This window comes from Corynebacterium lactis RW2-5, assembly GCF_001274895.1.
Classification (GTDB): domain Bacteria; phylum Actinomycetota; class Actinomycetes; order Mycobacteriales; family Mycobacteriaceae; genus Corynebacterium; species Corynebacterium lactis.
In genome coordinates this window covers 2,513,748-2,535,706 of record NZ_CP006841.1, presented here as the reverse complement: position 1 = coordinate 2,535,706, position 21,959 = coordinate 2,513,748, and the positions used below count along the sequence as shown (strand labels likewise).

Below are 21,959 nucleotides of genomic sequence, written 5' to 3'. Positions count from 1 at the left end.
GGGTACGAAATGTAAGCCAGGTAACACGGCACCAAGTGTGACCCTGGCGCAAGAGCGGCCTCCGCACAGGTGAGGTCGCTCGTGAAAGGCTCACCATGTCCGGAAAACTTGCCTCTTCTTCCGTCCCGCAGGCGAAGAAGCGCGTCAACGCCCAGTGGACCATCACGCTATTCGGCACGGCCGTCGGCGCCGGAATCCTCTTCCTACCCATCAACGCGGGCAGCTTCGGGTTCTGGCCGCTGCTTATCGCTACGGTTCTGATCGGCCCGATGACGTTCTTCGCGCATCGTGCCTTCGAGAGGATGGTCGGGTACTCGCCGACGCAGGGCAAGGACGTACTGGAAGTCCTGCGCGAGTTCTTCGGACCGCGCGCCGGGCTGGTACTCGCGGCGATTTATTGGTTCACCATTTTTCCCGTCGTCCTTATCTACGGCGTGAGCATCGTAAATACGGTCGAGAGTTTCATTGTCAACCAGCTCGGCGGGCCGGAGCTCTCACGCTGGGTGCTCGCGCCTGTGCTCGTTGGCCTAATGACAGCCGGGCTCGCCTTCGGCCGACGAATCATGCTCGCAGTTGCCCAGTTTGTTGTCTACCCGCTAATCATTGCTCTGGCCGCGGTGTCCGTTTACCTGATTCCGAAGTGGGACCTCGAGTCCTTCATGCAGGCCGGCGACACATCCGCCTGGGGCGTTGTTACCTCGGTAATTCTCATCCTGCCAGTGCTGGTGTTCTCGTTTAGCTTCGTCGCGGCGCTGTCGCAATTCTCGCTGGGGATGGAGAACGAGTATGGCCCGGATCACCAGCAGCAGTCCAGCCGAGTAATTGGTTACTCCACGCTGCTGCTGACCGTTTTCACCATGTTCTTCGTTTGGTCCTGCGCGCTGGCGCTGGGTGCGGACGGCATGCGTGAGGCGGAGGCCCAGAACCTCCCCGTCCTGTCCTATTTCGCCAACGTAACCGGCACGCCGTTCATGGCTTACATCGCGCCGATCATCGTCGTCTGCGCCATTGCTTCGTCCTACTTCGGCCACGCTCTGGGTACCGTGGAAGGCACCCAGTACCTGGCCCGGGTGGCGGCGCCGGGCGTCGTCAAGCGAATGGGCGAAAAGAGCGGGAAGAGTGGGCGCTCTCTCGACCTGGCGACCTACTTCTTTATCTTCGTCTGTGCGACGCTGGTCGGTGTTTTCAACCCGTCGATTTTGGACATGATTTCGCTGGTGGGCGGCATTTTCTTCGCCTTTATGACCTACTTGTTGCCCATGGTGGCGATCCGTAAGGTCGAGGCTCTCCGCCGGTTCCGTGGGGCTACCAGCAACTACTTTGTGGCCGCGATGGGCGTCGTTGTTCTCATCGCGACCGTGTGGGGCATTTTCAACTAGGGGAGTTGGGCATAGTGGTGTGTCCCCGCGGATAGAATTGCTGCATGTCGCACCGTCCCGAAGACTCCACCGAAGTCGCACAGCCATCGGATACGCGCACGCGCATTTTGGTGTGCTCGCAGCGTCTGTTCAGCCTGGACGCCTATGGGAATGTGTCTTTGCGCGACATTGCTGCAGAGGCCCAGGTCAGCGTGGCGCTGATCGTCAAGCACTTCCAGAACAAGCAGACCTTGTTCGCCCAGACGGTGGACTTCACAGCCTCTTCTTCGCAGCTTTTCGCGGGACCGTTTGATCGCCTGGGGCGGACCGCTGTCGTGGAAACCCTGACCGCGCCACATACCGCTCATTACTCGATGGCCCGGACTATATCTGTAGCCAGCGGCGATGATGGCACACTCAGCGCAATCGGCAAGAAAATCCGCACGGATCTTCTCGAGGTGTTGGCGCGGCGCATTAGGGATGAGGCGCCGCACCCTAACCCTTCGCCGGAGCTTCGGGCTCAGTCAGCCTTGGCGCTGATTCTCGGGTTATCCCTGATGCGTCGCTTCGGCGATTCGGAGTTCCGCCTGCTGGACCAGGCCGCCGTGGAGGATCACTACGCCGGGATATTCCAGTCGATTATTGATGGAAGCGACTAGCCGCTTGCCGACGTCGCGAACGTTGCGACATGGCCAAGCGAAAACTGGCGCAATACGTGGCGGGAAAGGTGCCTACTTCTTGGCGCGGATCTCGTTGATGATTGCGGAGAAGTCCAGCCCACCGTTGCCCGCGTCGACGAAGTCGGCGTACTGACCAGCGGCGATGCGGCCCAAGGTGGTGTCGGTGTGGGTCTTTTCGGCAGAGGCCATTGCCAGCTTGAGGTCCTTGAGCATGAGCGCCGAGGCGAAGCCCGGGGCGAAGTCGTTGTTCGCCGGGGAGGTGGGGACCACATCGGGGACCGGGGCGTTGGTGGTTAGCGCCCAGGAAGCGCCGGTGGCGTTGGAGACAACGTCGAAAAACGCCTGGTGGTCGAGTCCAAGTCGCTCACCGAGCACAAGTGCCTCCGCAAGCGCAATCTGGTGGACTGCGAGAATCATGTTGTTGCAGGCCTTGACTGCCTGTCCATTGCCGATACCACCGCAGTGGGTAATCGAGCGGCCCATGACCTCGAGCAACGGGTGAGCGGCATCGAAGTCGGCGCTGTCGCCTCCGACCATGAATGCCAGGGTGCCGGCCTGTGCTCCCGACATGCCCCCAGAGACCGGAGCGTCAACGAAGTGGGAGCCAGCGGCTTGAACGAGCTCAGCAATTTCTCGGGCTTCGGTGACTGCGATGGTGGAGGAGTCGATGAAGAGGCCCGGCTTCTGAGCGGAGTCTTCCGTGCTCTGGAGAATCTCCCCGATAACCTGCTTGACCAGGCCGCCGTTCGGGAGCATGGTGATAACTACTTCGGCGCCTTCGGCGGCCGCAACTGCCGAATCGAAGGTGGTAGAGCCGGCTTCCTCGGCTGCGGCGCGGGCCTGATCGGAAAGGTCGAAGCCCCGGACGTCGTGTTCTGCCTTGGCGAGGTTCGCGGCCATGGGGCCGCCCATTTTTCCGAGTCCAATGAATGCGATAGTGCTCATGGTGGATAAGTCCTTTCTTCTTCTGGGCCGGGTTAGTTCATGACCGGCATGGTGAACTGGGGGCCTGCATGCGACTCGTCCGGCCACTTGGTGGTGACGGTCTTGGTCTTGGTGTAGAAGCGGAAGGAGTCCGGGCCGTGCTGGTTGAGGTCACCGAAGCCGGATGCCTTCCAACCGCCAAAGGTGTGGTACGCAATCGGAACCGGGATTGGCACGTTGATGCCGACCATTCCGACCTGGACCTTCTCGGCGAAGTCGCGTGCTGCGCCGCCGTTAGAAGTGAAAATCGCCACGCCATTGCCGTAAATGTGCTCATCCGGCAGGGAGATTGCCTCCTCCAGGGTCTCCGCGCGCACCATGCACAGCACAGGCCCAAAGATTTCCTCGGTGTAAATGCTCATGTCACGGGTTACGTTGTCGAAGAAGGACGGGCCGGCGAAGAAGCCGTCGGCAAGCGGCTCGCCCTCGAACTCTTGGTTCGACATGTCCAGACTGCGGCCATCAATGACAAGGTCGGCCCCGGCCTCGATGCCCTCGCCGATGAGGCGGTTGACTCGGTCGCGGGCATCGGCGGTGACCAGCGGGCCGAAGTCCGCCTTCGGGTCGAGGCAGTGGCCAACGTTCAGGTCCGGGGTTTTGCGGGCAATGGCCTCGGCCAGGCGGTCCGCGGTGTCCCTGCCGACGGGCACGACGACCGACAGAGCCATGCAGCGCTCGCCGGCGGAGCCAAATGCAGCGCCGATGATGGTGTCAGCGGTGGCCTCGATATCCGCATCTGGCAGGACAATTGCGTGGTTCTTCGCGCCGCCGAAGCACTGGGCGCGCTTGCCGGTGGCAGCGCAACGCTTATAGATGTACTGGGCAATCGGGGTGGAGCCCACGAAACCGACGGCCTTGATGGTGTCGGAGTTCAGGATGGCGTCGACCGCGTCCTTGCCTCCGTGGACTACGTTGAACACCCCCTCCGGGCCGCCTGCCTCAATAAACAGCTCGGCGAGGCGTACCGGAACGGAAGGGTCGCGCTCGGAGGGCTTCAGCACGAACCCATTACCTGCGGCCAGAGCTGGGCCCGCCTTCCACAGAGGAATCATGGCCGGGAAGTTGAACGGGGTAATACCTGCGACGACGCCGAGCGGTTGGCGCATGGAGTAGGTATCGATGCCCGCGCCGACGTTGGTGGAGTACTCGCCCTTCAGCTGGTGGGGTGCGCCGAGGGAGAATTCCAGAACGTCAACGCCACGCTGGATATCGCCCTTCGCGTCGGGGAAGGTCTTACCGTGCTCCAGCGACAAGGTGCGGGCGAGCTCGTCCATGTTCTCGTGAATCAGCTGGATCCAGCGCATAATGACGCGAATGCGCTTCTGCGGGTTGGCTGCACCCCACGCGCGCTGGGCCTCAGCAGTCTCGGCGATTACATGATCTACGTCGGCCTTATTCGCAAGAGCGACCTGCGCCTGCTCCTTGCCTGTCGATGGATTGAGAACGGGCTGGAAAGCGCCAGTGGTTCCTTCCCATGCCTGGCCGGAGACGTAGTGGACGATGTTGCGCGGTGCGGACATAGTATTGATTCCTTTCCGGGGGCGAACTATTTGGAAGATTGCAGTCACGCTAACTCACGGGGCGGATTGGAAACTAGATTTTTAGTGACGCAGAACACGTTTCACCCCCGGTATGTTTGTCGTCAAATGTTCATGAACTGGGGATTTAGAAAAACTCGGAGTTCTTTTGCTGGGGTGGACAGTGTTCACTACCCCCGCCAGTCTGCGGGTGCTGCTTTACTTGGCTTCCAAACCACAGGAGAAGACTCGAAAGGTAGTCGGTCATGAGTGGCCTAGACGGTACAAATGTCGGCGAGCGCAGTCACGCTGCGTCGGCTTCCGGGGCATGGGAGGCGGATGTCATCCTGAATGACGGTGGTATCGCAACCTTACGTCCAATTACCGCATTTGACCGTGCTGAGCTGCGCAATTTCTACGCGAGGGTGTCTGACCGCTCCAAGTATCTGCGTTTTTTCGGCACTCATCCGGACCTCACGGAGGAGGATCTGCGCGCCTGGCTCGGGGCCGATGGCCGCGACCGCGTGACGCTTGTAGTCACCGACCGTGCCCGCATCGTCGGCGTGGCCACCTATCGCCTGGTGGAGCAGCTGCTTCCAGAACGCGTCGCAGATGTCGCTTTCCTGGTTCAGGATTCCCACCATGGCCGCGGCGTCGGCAATATCCTCCTCGAGCATCTCGCGGAGGTCGGCCGGGAGCAGGGCATTGACCGTTTTGTCGCCGAGATGCTGCCGAAAAATCGCAACATGGTGCAGACCTTCGTCCGCGCAGGGTATTCCGCAAAACCAGAGCTTGCCGACGGCCTGATTGCCGTCGACTTCGCAATCGCCACGTCGCCGGTGTCCAGGGAGGTCATGGAGCGTCGGGAGCAACGAGCCGAAGCGAACTCGTTACGGCGCCTCCTGCATCCGCGCTCCATCGCAGTTCTGGGGCCGGCGGATGACGTCGCCGGGGTGGTCTCCACTCTCAAGGGGGCGGGGTTCACCGGCGATATTCATGAGGTTGCCGCGCAGGCCACGGACGGAAATCCTGCAAAGGCCCTTGAGTCAGCGGCTCCGGAGATAACAGCGGACCTCGTGCTCATCTCCCAGTCTCCGGATCTCTTCGATGTCCTGAACGAAGTGATGGCCGCCGCGGCCCGCCGCGATGCCTACGGCGTCGCAGTTCTGGCTAGCAATGTGAGTCCCGGGGTGTCGTCGGAAAGCGCGCAGCGAGTGGTGGATGTGGCGCGCGATTACGGCCTGCGGGCGCTGGGGCCGGCGGCGCTTGGCTTGGTCAACACGGAGGCGTCGGTATCGCTGAATGCAACGCCTGCGCCTATGCCCAGGCAGGGCGGCGTTGGGGTGTTTGCGCAGTCCGCGGGTGTGGCGACCGTGATGCTGTCCCAGGTGCTGCAACACGGAACGGGAGTGAGCAATTTCCTAGGCGCGGGGCTGTTTTCTGATGTCACAGGCAACGACGTGATGCAGTTTTGGAGCACTGACGAGCGCACCCGAGTCTGCCTGCTATCGCTGGATGCGGTCGGTAACCCGAGAAAATTCTTCCGCGTGCTGCGTCGATTGGCGCTGGTCAAACATGTGATTGTGTTTATGCCCTCGCGGGCTTTGGTCAACGCCCGTCACTACGGCGATGTGGACTTGGCGCAGATTGGTGCTGCCGGTGTCGACGAGGTTATTCGCGGCACGGGCGCGATGGTGGTGTCGCGTCGCGAGACCATGTTTAATGTCGCGCAGATTCTGGCACGTCAGCCGGTGCCGCGAGGTTCACGTGTCGCGGTGGTGTCTAACTCATCCGGGCTGCTGCATCAAATGGAGCAGTCCGCGGTGCGCTTCGGGCTGACTCCGGTCGCGGTGCCTGTTCCTGCATCGCCCGTCGAGGATCCAGTGCTCGCCCTCGACCAGGCCCTTTCTGCGCTGCTCGGGTCAGGCGGCGACGGCGCTCCGCCGTGTGCGCAATCGCGCGTTGATGCCGTGGTTGTCACTATTGCCGAGGCGGGGGAACCGCTGCTTGCCGACGCCAGCACGGTCCTCGATCACCACGCCGCTGCGGGTTCGTCGGTGCCCCTAATTGCGAGCCTTGTAGGTTTCGGTGGTCTTGGCGTTTCCTGCGGCTTTGGTGAAGATGGCACTTGCGGGGAGGAAGAGCTCGGGCAGCTTCCTGTCATCGACAATTACGCCGACGCGCTAGAGGCCATATCGCTGATAGCAGAGACACAGCGGCGCCGTGAGCTGGCGAAGCCGACGCCAGCGGATGAATTCCCCGTCATCCAAGAAGATGCCAAGCAGAGCGTGCAGCACTTGGTCGAGGAGGCGTTGGCACAGTCAGTGTTAGGCGCGTCCAATGGGCACAAATCGTCCGGCGGGCGTTGGGTCAGCGATGCTGAGGCCACGGCAATCCTTGGTTGCTACGGCATAGACGTCGAGCCATGGCAGGCTGTCGAAAGTGTCGAGGGAGCAATCGAAGCGGCGGGGCAACTCAGTTGGGATGTCGTGCTGAAGTCCACGAACCGCGTTTTCAAGGGGCGCCCCGAACTTCCCAGCGTGGTTCGACACATCGCCTCACCTGAGGAAATGAGGCTTGCCTGGAAGAAACTGATGGCCATGGCGCGGGAGGTCGGCCTTGATCCGGATTCGGACCTTGCCGCTGTGCAACCAGTCGTCCAGGCCACTGTCCCCTCTGGGACGACCTTGACTGTTTCTTCCGTAGAAGATGCGGCCCTCGGGCCGATGACGTCGGTGGGAGTGGCGGGACTCGCCTCGGAGGTGCTGGGTGATGTCAGTTATTGTGCTCCGCCTCTACGCAGGTCAGATGCTCGCAGGATGCTGTTGGGGCTGAAGTCGGCGGGATTGCTCACGGGAGGGCGAGGGTTGCCGCCGGTCAATCTCACAGAGGTCGAGGAGATCATCATGCGGCTATCGGCACTCGCTGACGACCACCCGTCCATTGTCGAGGTTGAGCTGTATCCGGTTGTTGCCGCTGAAAAATCCACGTCCGTTGTCGGGGCTCGTGTAAAGGTGGCGCCGCTGGGGACGAACCGCGATCCGTCGGCACGCGCGCTTTAGTAACGGGGGACCAGGCGAGGGGGCGAGTTGCTGGCAGGTGTTCAAGGAGGTCGAGAATGAGCGAGAGTTCGCAGGTACCGCTGCTGGTAGATGGAACGGATATCTACCAGTACGATCTCGGGCGCGATCACCCGATGGGACCCGACCGCGTCAGCCTCGCGCTGGGGTTGGCCGATTACTTCGGTGTTCTGGGGCAATTCCGCCATGAGACGCCTCCGCCACTGCAGGACGGGGTGCTCGGTCTGGTCCACACGCCCGAGTATGTTGCCGCGGCGAAGCGAAATCGGCCGAGCGAGAGTCACGGCCTCGGGACTGAGGAAAATCCCATTGTCGACGGGCTTCCCGACGCGGCAGCTGCCATCGTCTCCGGAACCCTCGCAGCGACCAGGGCAGTGTGGGAGGGAGCGGCTCCCCGAGCAGCGCATTTGGAGGGTGGGCTGCACCACGCATTCCCCGAGCGTATGGCTGGTTTTTGTATGTATAACGATGCTGCGGTCGCGATTCGCTGGCTGCTGGACCGCGGTGGTGCCGAGCGGGTCGCATACATTGATCTGGACGCCCACCACGGCGATGGGGTCGAGCAGATTTTCTGGGACGACCCTTGCGTGCTGACCATCTCCGTCCACGAGTCCGGCCTCTACCTGTTTCCCGGCACTGGCTTCCCCGGCGACATCGGCGGGCCCTCTGCAGCCGGAACCGCCGTCAATATTGCACTGCCGCGCGACGCCGATGATCACACGTGGCTTCAGGCCATCCACGCCGCCGTTCCACCGCTGCTGCAGAAATTTTCCCCGCAGTTGATCATCAGCCAGCACGGCGCCGATCCGCACCGAGCGGATCCTTTGGCTGACCTGGAGGTCAGCATTGACGCGATGGGGATTGCCTACCGCTCAATGTCGTCGTGGGCACGCCGGTTCGCGGGTGGGAAATGGGTCGCGTTGGGCGGTGGCGGCTACAGCCGCGACTCGGTCGCACGCGCCTGGACACACGTGCTCGCCGCCGTCGCCGAAGTAGAACTTCCCGCCGATTCCCGCATGCCCGCCGACTGGGGGCATGCGCCGGGGCGCACGCTCGGCGATGAGGACGTGGATATTGGTTCTTTGACCTCAGCCTTCGATGCCCATCAAGTAATGGCAGAGCGACCGCATCCTGCGCTAGTGCAGACTTCTAGGGCCGTATTCCCGTACTGGGGTCTTCCTGCGTACGGCAGCTAAACGCCGCCGCGACAGGCGCGCCCCGAACGCGCGAACGCCCGATCATCCGAACGCCCGAACACCACACTTACCGTGGCGGCATCCGCAGCGCCCCGTCGAGGCGAATCGTCTCGCCATTGAGGTAGTCGTTACTAATAATCGACTCCGCCAACTTCGCGTACTCCTCCGGCCTCGCCAACCGCGCCGGGAATTGCACAATCTTGGCCAGGTGCTCGCGGAACTCCTCAGTGATCTGCTGCATCATGGGCGTCTCGACCACGCCGGGCGCAATCGCGTTGACGCGGATTCCCAAGCTCGCCAGGTCACGCGCTGCGGTAATCGACAGCGCATGCACCGCGCCCTTCGACGCCGAATACGCCGCCTGCCCGACCTGCCCCTCGAACGCCGCCACCGATGACGTGTTGATAATCACGCCTCGCATCCCGTCCCCACCTGCATCGATGGGATCCTGCGCGGCCATCGCATTCGCCGCCGCAGTCATGACGTGAAAGGTGCCGTTCAGGTTCACATTCAGCACCGTCGCAAAGAGCCCGGGATCGTGCGGACCGCTGCGCCCCACAATGCGTGCCGACGGCGCAATCCCGGCGCAGTTCACCGCAACGCGCAATGGCGCATCGCGCGTCGCCCGTTGTGCGGCGGCGACTCCCGCGGATACCTGTTCGAAGTCAGTGACGTCCACGGCGGCGTAGGTAACGCCGGGGACCTTGGCATCGTCGGAAAGCGAGTCGATGGAGCGGGCGAGGTCGAAGGCAGTGACGTGGACACCGCGCTCGGCGAGCATGCGGGCAGTCGCGGCACCGAGGCCGGACGCGCCGCCGGTGACGATTGCGGAGATTGTGCTGTCTAGCTGCATGGAAGTCTCATTCCGTGGGATAGTTGGTGGCTGGGTGGCTGGCGTTTTACACGAATGCGGACTGACCCGTGACGGCGCGGCCGACGATGAGGGAGTTGATTTCGTAGGTGCCTTCGTAGGTGTAGAGAACCTCGGCGTCGGCCATCATCTTGGACAGGTCGAAGTCGGTGAGGATGCCGTTGCCGCCTCCGATGTTGCGCCCGGCCGCGGCAGATTCGCGAGCGAAGCGGGTGGCGGTGGCCTTCGCCAGCGCTGCATACGGCATCTGCAGATTACCCTGTTCCTGCAGGTGAGCGACCTGCGCCATCATGCCCAGTGATGCGGTCGTATTGCCGAGGATGCGCACCAGCGCCTCCTGGACCAGCTGGAATCCCGCCAGCGGCTTGCCGAACTGCTTGCGGGTCACGGCGTACTCTCGGGCCTTGTCGAAGATGCCGAGCTGCAGACCCGCGGCCTGCCAGCCGACCCAAGCACGGGAGTTGCAAAGATATTCGTTGGTGTCGGCGAAGGACTCTGCGCCGGGGATGAGGTTCTCGGCCGGGATGAGGACATTGTCGAACACCATGTCGGCGTTCTGCATGATGCGAAGGCCCATCTTACGGCTGATTTTTGAGGTGGATACGCCGTCACGATCCAGCTCGACGATGAATCCCTTGATTCGGTTATCGGCCGTGTCGCGGGCGAACACGATGGCAAAGTCCGCGATTGTGCCGGCACCGATCCAGCGCTTTTCGCCGTTTATGACCCAGCCGTCGTCGGTAAGCGTGGCAGTGGTGGACAGGCCGCCGGCGATGTCGGAGCCGCTATCGGGTTCGGTGAGGGCGAAGCAACCGAGGTTGGTGAATCGGCGCAGGCCAGGCAGCCAGCGCTCCTTCTGCTCTTCGGAGCCCAGGGCGTTGATAAGGCCGACGATGAGCTCGTTGTGGATACCGACAAGAGCGGACAGTGAGACATCCGCGCGCGTGACCTCCGCGTAAACGAGGCCTCGGAACAGCCGCGAGGTCCCGGAAAGTTCTACCTCACCGAGCCCGTGAACTGCGAGTTTGGGGAGCATCTCGCGCGGAAGTTCCTCGCGGTCCCAGTACTCGCCGACGTCGGGGCGGATCTCGGTCTGGAGGAACTCGTGGATGATGGCCAGGCGTTCGCGCTCTTCGGGGATGAGCTGGTCAGCGACCTCGAGGATGTCTGCGTGCGGGAACGGAACATTCTGCAGGGCAGCACCCTGCGGATGGCTGTTATCCAAGATCGGTGGCATGGCATGGTCCTCGCTGTACGATTTGAAGGAATATCGTACTGTCAGAATGTGGCACAGGTCACTAAAGAAATCAAGTTTTGCAAACAAAATACTTTGTGGTGGGGTGCTGCTCTCCCGGTCGAGAAGAGGCTAGTGTGGGGCTACTTGCCGACGGAAACCTCGCTAACGAACGGGGAGAAAAATTAAAGTTGCAGGTTATGGGAAGCGGTCAAAGGAATTTCACCTCTCGTCAGCAGGCTCTTTTTGACGCCTTGATGCGTGACGTCCTGAACGAAGGATTTGCCGACTTTACCGTCGACGCGGCTGCGAGGCGCTATCGCTGCTCGAAGTCGACGATGTACTCGCTCGGCGCGAATCGTGATGAGATCTTGCGCGGTGTGATCGTGGAGTTTTTTCGTGGAGTGGCGCGCGCTACCGAGCCGGTATGGGTTGAAGATGGCGTGGATTTGCCCTGTGTAGAGGTGCTGGAAGGGTATTTTGCCGCGATTGCCCGGGCTCTTGAGCCTGCTAGTGAAAAGTTCATGCGCGACCTCCTGGCGGAGCCGGTGGCGCAGGAGGTTTACTCCGTGAATACGGCCGCTGCGGTGAAGGTCGTGGATGGCATCCTTAGTGCCGGTGTCGAGTTCGGCGAGTTTTCAATCGAGTCGGTGGGCTTTGTTTCTCGGCTGATTCAGCGAAGCCTGCAGGATATTCAAAGTGGCGTCTACCTGGATGTATTGCCGAACGCTCGGGCCTATGCTGCGTTCGGTGAGCTGGTTATTCGCGGGCTTGAGAGGTAGTTCCGGGCGGTTTCGGGGCGGTATTGCCTCCCCGGGGTGTGTAGCTGTGACCTGTATGCGTCTTTTCTCCCCTGTTTGTTTACCCCCAAAATGAAAATATCGGGGCGCACTGGACCGTCAGGGCGTTGTTGGGTGTTGGCGGGCGAGTGTACGTTTTAGCACGTAATCGTACAGTTGTCCCTTTGGCTGCCTGGCGGTCGGGGCGCTTGGGGCGTCGGCAAGCGGGGAAAATTGTGGCCGAAAGATGTTTTTGACAGAGAAATGAACAGCTAGCATGAAAGTGAGACCTGGGTCACATTTGGCTAGTTTTTGGTGTCGCGATGAGGAGTGATGCCGACGGATGTGGCCCTGGAAATCACCTGTCGCACCACAGTAAGGAATCCCAGGATGACAACGGTAACCGAGCAATTCCGCGCCGCCCGAGACCTGCTAGTTAAGCACCGGGAGGACTACGAAAGCGCCCGAGCAAACTTCGAGTGGCCCCGCTTTAGCCACTTCAACTTCGCGCTCGACTGGTTCGACCATCTCGGCGCCGACCCTGCGACCGCGGACAAGGAAGCGTTGGTTATCACCGAAATCGACGGCAGCGCGACACGGCGTACTTTCGCGGAACTGTCACGGCGCTCCGACCAGCTGGCGAACTGGCTGCTCGGGCTCGGCGCCCGCCGTGGCGACCGCGTCATGTTGATGCTGAATAACCAGGTTGAACTCTGGGAATCAATGCTCGCCTGCATCAAGGCGGGGCTGGTGCTCAACCCTGCGACCGCAATGCTCGGCACAGCGGACCTGCAAGATCGCGTGGAGCGCGCCGAGGTTCGCTGGGTGGTGGTCAACCCGGACGATGCCACGAAGTTCGACGGCGTCGACGCAGACATCACCGTCATTCAGGTCGGCTCGGAAGCGAAGCCGGCGCAAGGCACGCACCCGACCGTCTTCTACCGTGAATCGCACACCGCGCCGGAGGGCTTCACCCCGCAGCAGGAGACCGCGGCCGACGAGACGCTGCTGCTGTACTTCACCTCCGGCACGACGTCCAAAGCGAAGCTTGTCGAACACACGCACACCTCCTACCCAGTGGGGCACCTGTCCACCATGTACTGGATTGGCCTGGAGCCCGGCGACGTGCACCTCAACGTAGCCGCGCCCGGCTGGGCGAAGCACGCCTGGTCGAACTTCTTCGCGCCGTGGATCGCGGGGGCGACAATCTTCCTGTACAACTACACGCGTTTCGACGCCGCCGCGCTCATGGACAAGATGGCTGAGGAGGGCGTCACCAGCTTCTGCGCCCCGCCGACCGTGTGGCGAATGCTGGTACAGGCGGACCTGACCCGGCTCAAGACCCCGCCGCAGAAGCTCGTTGCTGCAGGTGAGCCGCTGAATCCGGAACTCATCAACACTGTGGAGAAGGCGTGGAAGACCTCCATCCGCGATGGTTTCGGGCAGACGGAATCCAGCGTTCAGATTGCCAACACACCAGGTCAGAAGGTCAAGCCGGGTTCGATGGGCCGCCCGCTGCCGGGCATGGATGTGGTTCTGATTGACCCCGCGACCGGCGAAATCGGAGACACCGGCGAGATCTGTCTGAACCTCGACCCCCGGCCCGTGGGCCTCACGCCGGGCTACTACGGAGCGCCGGAGAAGAATGACGAAGTCTTCGCCGATGGCTACTACCACTCGGGCGATATCGCCGAGCGCGACGCCGACGGGTACATCTCCTACATTGGGCGTGCCGACGACGTCTTCAAGGCGTCGGACTATCGATTGTCGCCGTTTGAGCTCGAATCCGTGGTGATCGAGCATCCCTCGGTGGCGGAGGTGGCGGTAGTGCCGTCGCCGGACCCGATTCGTCTGGCAGTGCCTAAGGCATATGTTGCGTTGGTGGCGTCCGCCGAGCCGTCCGCTGAGGTGGCGGAGTCGATTCTCAAGTACTGCCACGATAATTTGGCGCCGTATAAGAGGATTCGCCGCCTTGAATTCTACGAACTGCCGAAAACGGTGTCCGGCAAAATTCGCCGTGTTGACCTGCGTAAACGCGAAGGTGAAATCCACGCCAGCGATGGCGGCGAGACCAAGGCCTCGACCGAGTATGCGGACACTGACTTTCCCGGTTTGAAGGGGTAGTGCGGTAGGGGTCGGCCCGGCCTCCCCCCCAGTAACATTTTTGCCAGCTTTTTGTAGGAAGTAGCGTCGAATTCCCGGTTACTTCCTACAAAAAGCTGGCAAAAACGTGCGCGGGGGTGCCCCCCCCCACGCCTCGCAACAAACGCTGCCGCGCGCTCTTACGAGTTGGTGAAGTTCGCCTTGCGCTTCTCGGAGAACGCGGCCATGCCTTCCTTCTGGTCGTTGGAGGAGAACAGGGAGTGGAAGGTACGGCGCTCGTAAAGAAGGCCCTGCGACAGAGTCATCTCGTACGCCTGGTTAATCTGCTCCTTGATCAACGTGGTGGCAACCAGCGACTTTTCGGCGATCGCTTCGGCAGTCTTTAGGGCTTCGTCGAGAAGCGCTTCCGGCTCGACGATACGGGCGACGAGACCTGCGGACTCGGCCTCCTCGGCACCCATCATGCGCCCGGTCAGGCACATCTCCATGGCCTTGGCCTTGCCGATCGCGCGAGTGAGGCGCTGCGAGCCGCCCATGCCCGGGGTGACGCCGAGGTTGACCTCGGGCTGGCCGAACTTGGCGCCGCTACCTGCGATGATGAAGTCGGCCATCATGGCGACCTCGCAGCCGCCGCCGAGCGCGTAGCCATTGACCGCGGCGATAACCGGGGTGCGGACGGAGGTGAAAACATCCCAGCCGGAGAACCAGTCGGAGACGTACATCTCGGTGCCGGACTTCTCCGCCATCTCCTTGATATCCGCACCTGCGGCGAAGGCCTTTTCGGAGCCGGTAATGATAATCGCGCCGATGCCGGAGTCGCGGTCGAAGGCGGTAGCTGCGGCGCCGACCTCTTCCATGGTCTTGTGGTTTAGCGCATTCAGCGCCTTCGGTCGGTTCAGGGTGATAATGCCGACACGGCCGCGGGTTTCGGTCAGGATGTTCTCGTAGGTGGTCATGCGTTCCTCGATTCGAAACTGTGAGATATAGTTCACTTTTCTTGCGAGGATACTGGTTTTCGGTGAAGTCGTCTCGGGAGTTTCGGATAAACGAACGGATGAGTTGTCCTTCCAACAATCCATAAAAGGCTTCGGGGATTACACTGGGCAAGTATGAGATTCGAGTCTGCAAAGAATTCCATGTACTCGGGAACGACACGCAGGCTGAGGACTGATCGTGAACCAGCTAGTCTAGGAGCCGACGGGCTCATAGGTAATACCCCGATGGTGGAGCTGGAACGACTGGCTAGAGTATTTCATCGGCCCGACTTGCGTATATTCGCGAAGTTAGAGCAATTTAATCCCGGAGGGAGCGCTAAGGATAGAACCGCTCAAGCCTTGGTTCGCGCTGCAATTGAGTCTGGTATGCCGGACAGGCCCACCCTCGTTGAATCTAGTTCGGGAAATCTGGGAATGGCGTTGGCGAGGCAGGCGCAGCTGCGCGGATGGCATTTTCACTGCGTAGTCGACCCCCGTGTCAATGCGTCCACGGTGGCGACGATGCGGGCTCTAGGCGCTGAAGTGGAAATTATCGATCAACCAGATCCGGATACGGGAGATTGGTTGACTGCCCGCCGAACTCGGGTGGCCGCACTGACGCATTCGATTGAAGGTGCCGTCAATCTAGACCAGTATTCGAACACTGCAGCGCTCAAGGCCCACGACGAGGGGACGATGGCCGAGATTATTAGCCAGCTCGGTGAGGCACCGGATTGGCTATTGGTAGCAATGAGCACGACCGGCACTATTGGCGGGTGCATCCAGCGGCTCGAACGATTGCAGGCGCATACGGTCACTGTTGGTGTGGATGCCCAAGGGTCGGTTCTCTACCGGGGGAAACGCGGTGAACGCATGCTACCTGGATTTGGAGCGGGCGTTATCCCGCATCTTTCAACTCTGAACGAGCCCAATCTGGTTCGTCGAGTACACGATATCGATTCGGTGGTGGGTGCGCGTGTGCTTGCTCGCACAGAGGGGTTACTGCCTGGGGCCTCGGGAGGTGCGGTAGTTTCCGCTCTGCGTTCCTGTATCGCGGAGATTCCTCCTGAATCGACAGTGGTCGTAGTTCTTCATGATGGTGGTACTAACTATTTGGGCACCATTTACGACGATGATTGGGTCCAATCCAAATTAGGAACCAGTGCTTCGGAATTGAGCAGGATGATTGAAAGGTTTATCGCAGGATGAGGGTCGGACTCGTAGGAGGTGGCCCGAGAGCGTTGTGGGCGGCCGAAGAATTATTTGCCCTTTTTCGTGACAACGACCTTCCCCTGTCGATTGTTTGTTGGGACCCAGAGGAGCCTGGCGCAGGAAGAGTATATCGTGCAGATCAGCCGTTGTGCTGGCGCCTTAACGTCCGTTCCGATATTGTCCGAACTCGACTAGGGTCCTTCTCCGATTGGCTGGAAAGTAGACAGTCTCATGACCGGAAAGTAATCGTCGATGGGGTGGGCGCCGAGCAGGCAGACATAAGAAGGCTGGCGTCACCCTTCAGCGGTAAATGCGAGATGGCGTTGTCGGGTGAAGATAAGATATTTCCGCCGCGAGCACTAGTCGGCGAGTTTTTGCGGATGAGTTGGTTGGAATTAGCCCGTGAATTTAAAGATGCCGGCGGACAAAATGAGTTACGGCATGTGTGTGCCCGGGTCGAGGATATTCACAGCGCCGACGATGGTTGTCGAATTGAGGTTGCGAACAACCTCGACGAAATCGTGGACGAAGCACTAATAGTCACTGGACACGCTGCGACGTGGCGAGGGCGCTGGGAAGGGGCGATTGCGGCAAACGACTTCGCAGCTCTGAATAGTATTAAGGCGGATTCGGATGTTGTGGTTCGAGGGATGGCACTGACTTTCATTGACACCTGCCTGGCTCTCACAGAAGCGCGCGGAGGTCGCTTTGTTCCAGACCACCGCTCGGAAGATGGAGGCCAGATCTGCGGTATGCATCCCAATCCGGCGGCGACTCCAGAGGAAAGAGCTAGGAAACTCCGCTACATCCCCTCGGGAAAAGAGCCCTCACGGATTTTTCCGTTTAGCCGCTCTGCGAAATTGATGAGTATTAAGCCGGCTCCCTCGAACATTTGGAGCCAAGTAAATTTCAAGCATCAGGAGGAGTTCGAGGAACGAATTCGGAATTGTTCGGATGTTGAACACCTGCGAGTAATCTTGCGAGAGGCTGAGGAGAATTTACTGGACTCGGCGAGACAGTTTGCTGATTCGGTCCGTAGAGCCCGCAAGGAATCGGTGATTCAGCTTCCAGACCGGCAGTGGGCAACCGGCGAGGTCTGGCGGAGGCTGTACGGAGCCTTGGTAGAGCGGGTTAGCTACTCAGAGGATGGTGATCTAGAGGGGTTTCACGATCTTGAGCGTGAAATGGAGCCGCTCGCTTTCGGCCCACCAGCCTTGACCGCGAAGAAGATTGATGCCCTGGTTGAAGCGGGAATAGTCGTCCTTCCGCTCAAAGGGGGAGAACCGGCGATACCGCCGCAGGACGCAGTACGGGTGGATGCAGTTATCGCGCCTCCAGGGGTACAACCCGAAACTTTGCTGGCTAAACTCGTTGAGCGTGGGGAGGCAACATTGCTTCCGCAGGGAGGGGTCGCGGTAGATCGGTGCGGGGTCCTACGAGGGAAACACGTAGCAGTCATAGGTCGAGATGTCTCACCCCGGGTTATTGGTCATGACACCTTGAACCGCACAATGCATGGTGAGATTCCGAATTGGGCGAGGATGGTATTGCAACGTGCCAAGGAACTGCGGGGAGACAAGAGAGGCTGAAGATTCGAAATGAACGTGGAAAATAACGTGGGAAATAACGGACAGGCTCGCCCTGCGGACAAAGTGAAATCGACACACGACCTCGCCGAAAAGATAGGTGAGGAGAACTTCTTCGATCCTCATATGAGCGGGACCGTACCCCTGACGGGCAGACTAGAGCCGTGGATGCGGCAATTGCTAGAGGACCCGGATCAATGCACAGCCCTAATAGATACCTATGATTCACCGGTCAACGTACTGGCACCCCACATCTTGCCGCGCAATGCGGAGGAACTAGTCGATGCAGGGCGGGATTGTGGAGTCGATGTTCGTGTGTATTTTGCTCGCAAAGCGAATAAGGCTCTGAGCTTCGTCGATATTGCGCTTGCTAGCGATCATGGAATCGATGTAGCTAGTGAGCGGGAGCTGCAACAGGTTCTAGCTCGTGGGGCAAGCCCTGACAAAGTGATTCTGTCAGCAGCCGTCAAACCTGATCGATTGCTGAAATTGGCAGTTGAGTCCCGTGTCTTCATCAGTGTCGATAGCCTTGTTGAATTGCAGCGCATAGAGGCAATAGTGCGGGATGGGAGATTCCCGAACATACCTACCGCGGTATATCCGGCGGGAGAAGCCGTTGAGTTCGGCGAAACGCGTGCCCGTGTAGTTTTACGCATTGCTCCTTCGCACGAGAGTCTGCCACCTACTCGATTCGGTGAGCGTGCAGCTATCTGGGGAAGGGAATTACGTCGAGGAGTCGCGTCCGGTGTCGAAGTTCACGGCGTGCATCTTCACCTTCACGGTTACTCGGAACTGGATCGTCGTGTTGCGCTGGAAGAAGCCCTAGTTGTCGCTGACACGGCTCGGGAGCTGAAACATCCGGTCGAATTCGTCGATATTGGTGGGGGCGTCCCAATGAGCTATCTCGATGACGCCGACGAGTGGAAACGGTTCCAAGCCTTGCTGGCAGAAGTCCGCGCTGGGAAGCGGTCTCCTTTCACGTGGAAAGGCGACGGTTTAGCTAATACCTATCCTTTCTGGCAGGAACCTACTCGAGCGGATTGGCTGCGCAAACTTTTACAAGGGCGATTGGGCGGAGATTCGGTCGATTCTAAATCCACGGCGGGGACGTCGGTTGCGGCAGCATTGAATAGCCGACAGCTGCGGCTCCATCTTGAGCCTGGACGTAGTTTGCTTGACGGGGGAGGAGTGATCCTGGCCCGCGTCTCGTTCGTGAAACAGCGTAGCGATGGAGTCGGCCTCGTCGGTTTGGAGATGAACCGAACTCAATGTCGTACGACGTCTGACGACATTCTCGTTGACCCAATTCTGGTTCCTGCAGCCGCTCGGGGTGATTCGGAAGGTCCGTCGGATGGAGATATACCCAAGAAGCGCGAAAATAGGGGATTAACTGCGTTTTTGGTCGGTGCCTACTGTATCGAAGATGAGGTAATAGTTAGGCGCGCGATGTGCTTCCCGGACGGCGTTGAACCTGGGGATGTCATCGCTATCCCGAATACTGCGGGGTACTTCATGCATATTCTCGAAAGTGCTTCGCACCAGATTCCCTTGGCGCGCAACGTGTATCTGGACCGTGACTTCGGAACTCGCGAGCGACCATCATCGGCCGATGTCGCCTCGAGCATTGATAAGTTCGCTGGGCGCGCCCATAGCTCGGAGCATTCCCCAGAGAGTCCAGGTTTGCGGATTCTCCCTGATGAGATCGATTTTTCCTCGTTCCGATAGTGCTGCGGCGGAAAGTGGTTTCGCCGAGGCAGCTGGAAATCGTCGGGTGCATGATTGCCCCTAGAAATAAAACACAGAAACAACCCTGTTAATCGGTTCAGAAGCGCTCTAGGCTTGAGTTGAAAAATTCCATCCACCCGCGGATTCGCCTGCGCGAATCCCCTAAAAGGAGAGCCAATGAGCAACACGCCAGTGAGCACTCTGAATTCCCTGCTGGCGGACGGCGCCGTCGACCTCGATGCCACCGCCGCCACCTGGCAGGACGCCATCACGCAAGCCGGCGCGCAGTTGGAGCGCGAGGGAGCCATCGATTCTGATTACACCGCCGCGATGGTCCAATCGGTTGTCGACAATGGCCCGTATATCGTGGTCGCGCCCGGTTTCGCTTTCGCCCACGCACGCCCCTCCGAGGCCGTCCACCGCACCGCCATCTCGTGGCTCCGTCTGCGCGAGCCTGTCGAGTTCGGTCACCCCAAGAACGACCCGGTCCGTCTGGTCGTGGCGCTCGCCGCCGCCGATGCCCACGCGCACACCGACGCCATGAAGGACATCGCCCGTGTGCTTGCCGACGCCTCGCGCCGCCGCGCCCTCGACGAGGTCTCGTCTGTCTCCGAGCTTCGCGACGTCCTGAGCGACACCGCTCCGAAGAAGTCGCCCGAGGCAGCAGCTGCGGCGCCGACCGTGCCCTCGACATCTACACACGAACCAGCCACTGACTCGGTGGAGTCCAAGGGCAAAATTCTGACCGTGTGCGGTAACGGGCTGGGCACGTCGCTATTCCTGAAAAACACGCTCGACCAGGTGCTGGACACCTGGGGTTGGGGTGGGTTCGTGTCCACGGAGGCCACCGACACCATCTCAGCGAAGGGGCGCGCGAAGGAGGCGGACTTCCTGCTGACCTCCGCTGAGATTGCCCGTACGCTCGGCGATGTCGGCGTACCGGTCTACGTCATCGAGAACTTCACCTCCGCCGACGAGATCGACCGTGCCCTGCGCGAGCTCTACGACGTGTAGCCGGCCAGAACGCATCGATTTTGCGAATGCACTGAACCTTACGACGCACTAAAACTAGGAATTTTTACATGAATGCGTTGATTGCGATTCCGCAGTTTATTGTCAATGAAATCCTCTCTGTGCCGGCGTTCCTCATCGGCATTATCACCGCCGTGGGTCTTGCGGCGATGGGTAAAAAGACAGGTCAGGTTCTCGGCGGCGCCATCAAGGCGACGCTCGGCTTCCTGCTAATCGGCGCGGGCGCGACCCTGGTCGTCGCATCCCTGGAGCCGCTCGGCGCGATGATCCAGGGTGCCACCGGCGCCCAGGGCGTGGTACCGACCAACGAGGCCATCGTTGGCATCGCCCAGAATCAGTTCGGCGGCCAGGTCGCCTGGCTGATGATTCTCGGCTTCGCCGTCGCCCTGATTCTGGCGCGGATTACGCCTATGAGCTACGTCTTCCTGACCGGTCACCACGTCCTATTCATGGCGACCATGCTGACAATGGTGCTGGCTACGGCCGGTTTTGGCCCATGGGTCGTCGTGCCGGTCGGCGCGCTGCTGCTGGGCATCCTGATGGTGTCCCTGCCCGCTATCGCGCACCCGTGGACGCGACGCGTCACCGGCGATGATTCGATCGCCATCGGACACTTTGGAACGGCCGGGTACGTGGCGGCGGGTGCCGTCGGCAAGCTGGTTGGCGGTAAGGGGCCGAAGGCGTCGAAGTCTACGGAGGAGCTGAAGCTTCCGGAGGGACTGCGCTTCCTGCGCGATTCGATGGTTGCGACCGCGCTGTCTATGGCGCTGATGTACGTGATTTTGGCGGTGCTATTCCTGGTGCGCGCGGGGGAGAGGGAGGCGTTCACCGCGTTTGAGGACGGTGCGTCCGGTGTCGGCAATTACCTGATGCAGTCGGTGACTCAGGGCCTGCAATTCGGCGTCGCGGTGGCGGTGATCCTCTTCGGCGTGCGTACGATTCTGGGCGAGCTCGTACCGGCGTTCCAGGGCATCGCTGCGAAGGTCGTGCCGGGCGCGATTCCGGCGCTGGATGCTCCGATCGTGTTCCCGTACGCGCAGAATGCGGTGCTGATTGGCTTCATTACCTCGTTCGTCGGTGGCCTGGTCGGCCTGGCTGTGCTGTCGCTTTGGCTGAACCCCGCCTTCGGCGTTGCCCTGATCCTGCCCGGCCTCGTTCCGCACTTCTTCACCGGTGGTGCCGCGGGCGTCTACGGCAATGCGACCGGCGGACGCCGAGGTGCCGCGTTCGGTGGCTTCGCCAACGGCCTGCTAATCACGTTCCTGCCCGCATTCCTGCTGGGCGTACTCGGATCCTTCGGCGCCGCGAACACCACTTTCGGAGATGCCGACTTCGGCTGGTTCGGCATGCTCATCGGCTGGGGCGCGGGCCTGCACGGCGCGGTCGGGGTAATCGCGGTGCTTATTGTTGGTCTCGCAGTATTCGCCCTCGGCTGGTGGAGCCAGGTCAAGCTCGTTGACGCCCCTTGGGACCCAACCCCGTGGCGCGAAGGCGGGTTCGGTGGCGGCGCCGCTGATTCCGCTACGCCGACCGCAACCGGATCCGGCCTGACCGAGGCGGCGCGCAAGTACCCGAAGGTTCTGCCGCCGAAGGGCGCGCCGACGCCGCCGGCAGCGTAATTGGCCCTT

The 21,959-nt window shown here is 60.8% G+C and carries 16 protein-coding genes; 11 read left to right on the top strand and 5 right to left on the bottom strand.

The features are described from left to right. The first annotated feature begins 95 nt into the window (after nt 1-95). Nucleotides 96-1,379, top strand: a complete 1,284-nt coding sequence (locus CLAC_RS11180; protein WP_053412986.1) for an amino acid permease — start codon at nt 96-98, stop codon at nt 1,377-1,379. Nucleotides 1,380-1,423: 44 nt separating this feature from the next. Next, on the top strand, nt 1,424-2,017 hold the full coding sequence (locus CLAC_RS11175; protein WP_053412985.1) for a TetR/AcrR family transcriptional regulator: 594 nt from the start codon (nt 1,424-1,426) through the stop codon (nt 2,015-2,017). Between the two features lie 72 nt (nt 2,018-2,089). Here CLAC_RS11175 and mmsB read toward each other — a convergent pair whose 3' ends face one another. Together mmsB and CLAC_RS11165 are read right to left on the bottom strand one after the other, a co-directional pair. Next, complete coding sequence (mmsB, locus tag CLAC_RS11170; RefSeq protein ID WP_053412984.1) at nt 2,090-2,983, bottom strand: 3-hydroxyisobutyrate dehydrogenase; 894 nt, start codon at nt 2,981-2,983, stop codon at nt 2,090-2,092. A gap of 32 nt (nt 2,984-3,015) precedes the next feature. Then, entirely contained in the window at nt 3,016-4,542 is a 1,527-nt protein-coding gene (locus tag CLAC_RS11165; protein WP_053412983.1) for a CoA-acylating methylmalonate-semialdehyde dehydrogenase, read from the bottom strand. Nucleotides 4,543-4,805: 263 nt separating this feature from the next. On the opposite strand from CLAC_RS11165, the gene CLAC_RS11160 reads away from it, so the two are divergent. Continuing rightward, nucleotides 4,806-7,601: a GNAT family N-acetyltransferase gene (locus CLAC_RS11160; protein WP_053412982.1), complete on the top strand. Its 2,796-nt coding sequence runs from the start codon at nt 4,806-4,808 to the stop codon at nt 7,599-7,601. Between the two features lie 56 nt (nt 7,602-7,657). Continuing rightward, a complete protein-coding gene (locus CLAC_RS11155; protein WP_053412981.1) occupies nt 7,658-8,815 on the top strand; it encodes an acetoin utilization protein AcuC in 1,158 nt (385 codons plus the stop codon). A gap of 67 nt (nt 8,816-8,882) precedes the next feature. Here the strand turns inward: CLAC_RS11155 and CLAC_RS11150 are convergent, their stop codons facing one another. Both CLAC_RS11150 and CLAC_RS11145 read right to left on the bottom strand, forming a co-directional pair. After that, nucleotides 8,883-9,668: an SDR family NAD(P)-dependent oxidoreductase gene (locus CLAC_RS11150; protein ID WP_053412980.1), complete on the bottom strand. Its 786-nt coding sequence runs from the start codon at nt 9,666-9,668 to the stop codon at nt 8,883-8,885. Between the two features lie 46 nt (nt 9,669-9,714). After that, complete coding sequence (locus CLAC_RS11145) at nt 9,715-10,923, bottom strand: acyl-CoA dehydrogenase family protein (RefSeq protein ID WP_053412979.1); 1,209 nt, start codon at nt 10,921-10,923, stop codon at nt 9,715-9,717. Nucleotides 10,924-11,057: 134 nt separating this feature from the next. Here CLAC_RS11145 and CLAC_RS11140 point away from each other — a divergent pair, with 134 nt between their 5' ends. Beyond that, a complete protein-coding gene (locus CLAC_RS11140) occupies nt 11,058-11,702 on the top strand; it encodes a TetR/AcrR family transcriptional regulator (protein ID WP_245621878.1) in 645 nt (214 codons plus the stop codon). A 387-nt stretch (nt 11,703-12,089) separates the two neighbouring features. After that, a complete protein-coding gene (locus CLAC_RS11135) occupies nt 12,090-13,823 on the top strand; it encodes an AMP-binding protein (RefSeq protein ID WP_053412978.1) in 1,734 nt (577 codons plus the stop codon). Between the two features lie 158 nt (nt 13,824-13,981). Here CLAC_RS11135 and CLAC_RS11130 read toward each other — a convergent pair whose 3' ends face one another. Then, complete coding sequence (locus CLAC_RS11130; protein WP_053412977.1) at nt 13,982-14,758, bottom strand: enoyl-CoA hydratase; 777 nt, start codon at nt 14,756-14,758, stop codon at nt 13,982-13,984. Between the two features lie 180 nt (nt 14,759-14,938). On the opposite strand from CLAC_RS11130, the gene CLAC_RS11125 reads away from it, so the two are divergent. The 5 genes from CLAC_RS11125 to CLAC_RS11105 all read left to right on the top strand — a co-directional run bounded on the left by CLAC_RS11125 (nt 14,939) and on the right by CLAC_RS11105 (nt 21,950). Further along, nucleotides 14,939-15,985, top strand: coding sequence for a pyridoxal-phosphate dependent enzyme (locus CLAC_RS11125; RefSeq protein ID WP_342669470.1), 1,047 nt, complete (start codon nt 14,939-14,941; stop codon nt 15,983-15,985). After that, nucleotides 15,982-17,577, top strand: a complete 1,596-nt coding sequence (locus CLAC_RS11120) for an FAD/NAD(P)-binding protein (protein ID WP_082313389.1) — start codon at nt 15,982-15,984, stop codon at nt 17,575-17,577. Before CLAC_RS11125 ends, CLAC_RS11120 begins: the two co-directional genes overlap by 4 nt. A gap of 9 nt (nt 17,578-17,586) precedes the next feature. Then, nucleotides 17,587-19,299: a type III PLP-dependent enzyme domain-containing protein gene (locus tag CLAC_RS11115; protein ID WP_156324846.1), complete on the top strand. Its 1,713-nt coding sequence runs from the start codon at nt 17,587-17,589 to the stop codon at nt 19,297-19,299. 192 nt (nt 19,300-19,491) lie between these two features. After that, complete coding sequence (locus tag CLAC_RS11110) at nt 19,492-20,313, top strand: PTS sugar transporter subunit IIA (protein ID WP_053413424.1); 822 nt, start codon at nt 19,492-19,494, stop codon at nt 20,311-20,313. A 68-nt stretch (nt 20,314-20,381) separates the two neighbouring features. After that, on the top strand, nt 20,382-21,950 hold the full coding sequence (locus tag CLAC_RS11105) for a PTS ascorbate transporter subunit IIC (protein ID WP_053412974.1): 1,569 nt from the start codon (nt 20,382-20,384) through the stop codon (nt 21,948-21,950). The last annotated feature ends 9 nt before the right edge of the window (nt 21,951-21,959 follow it).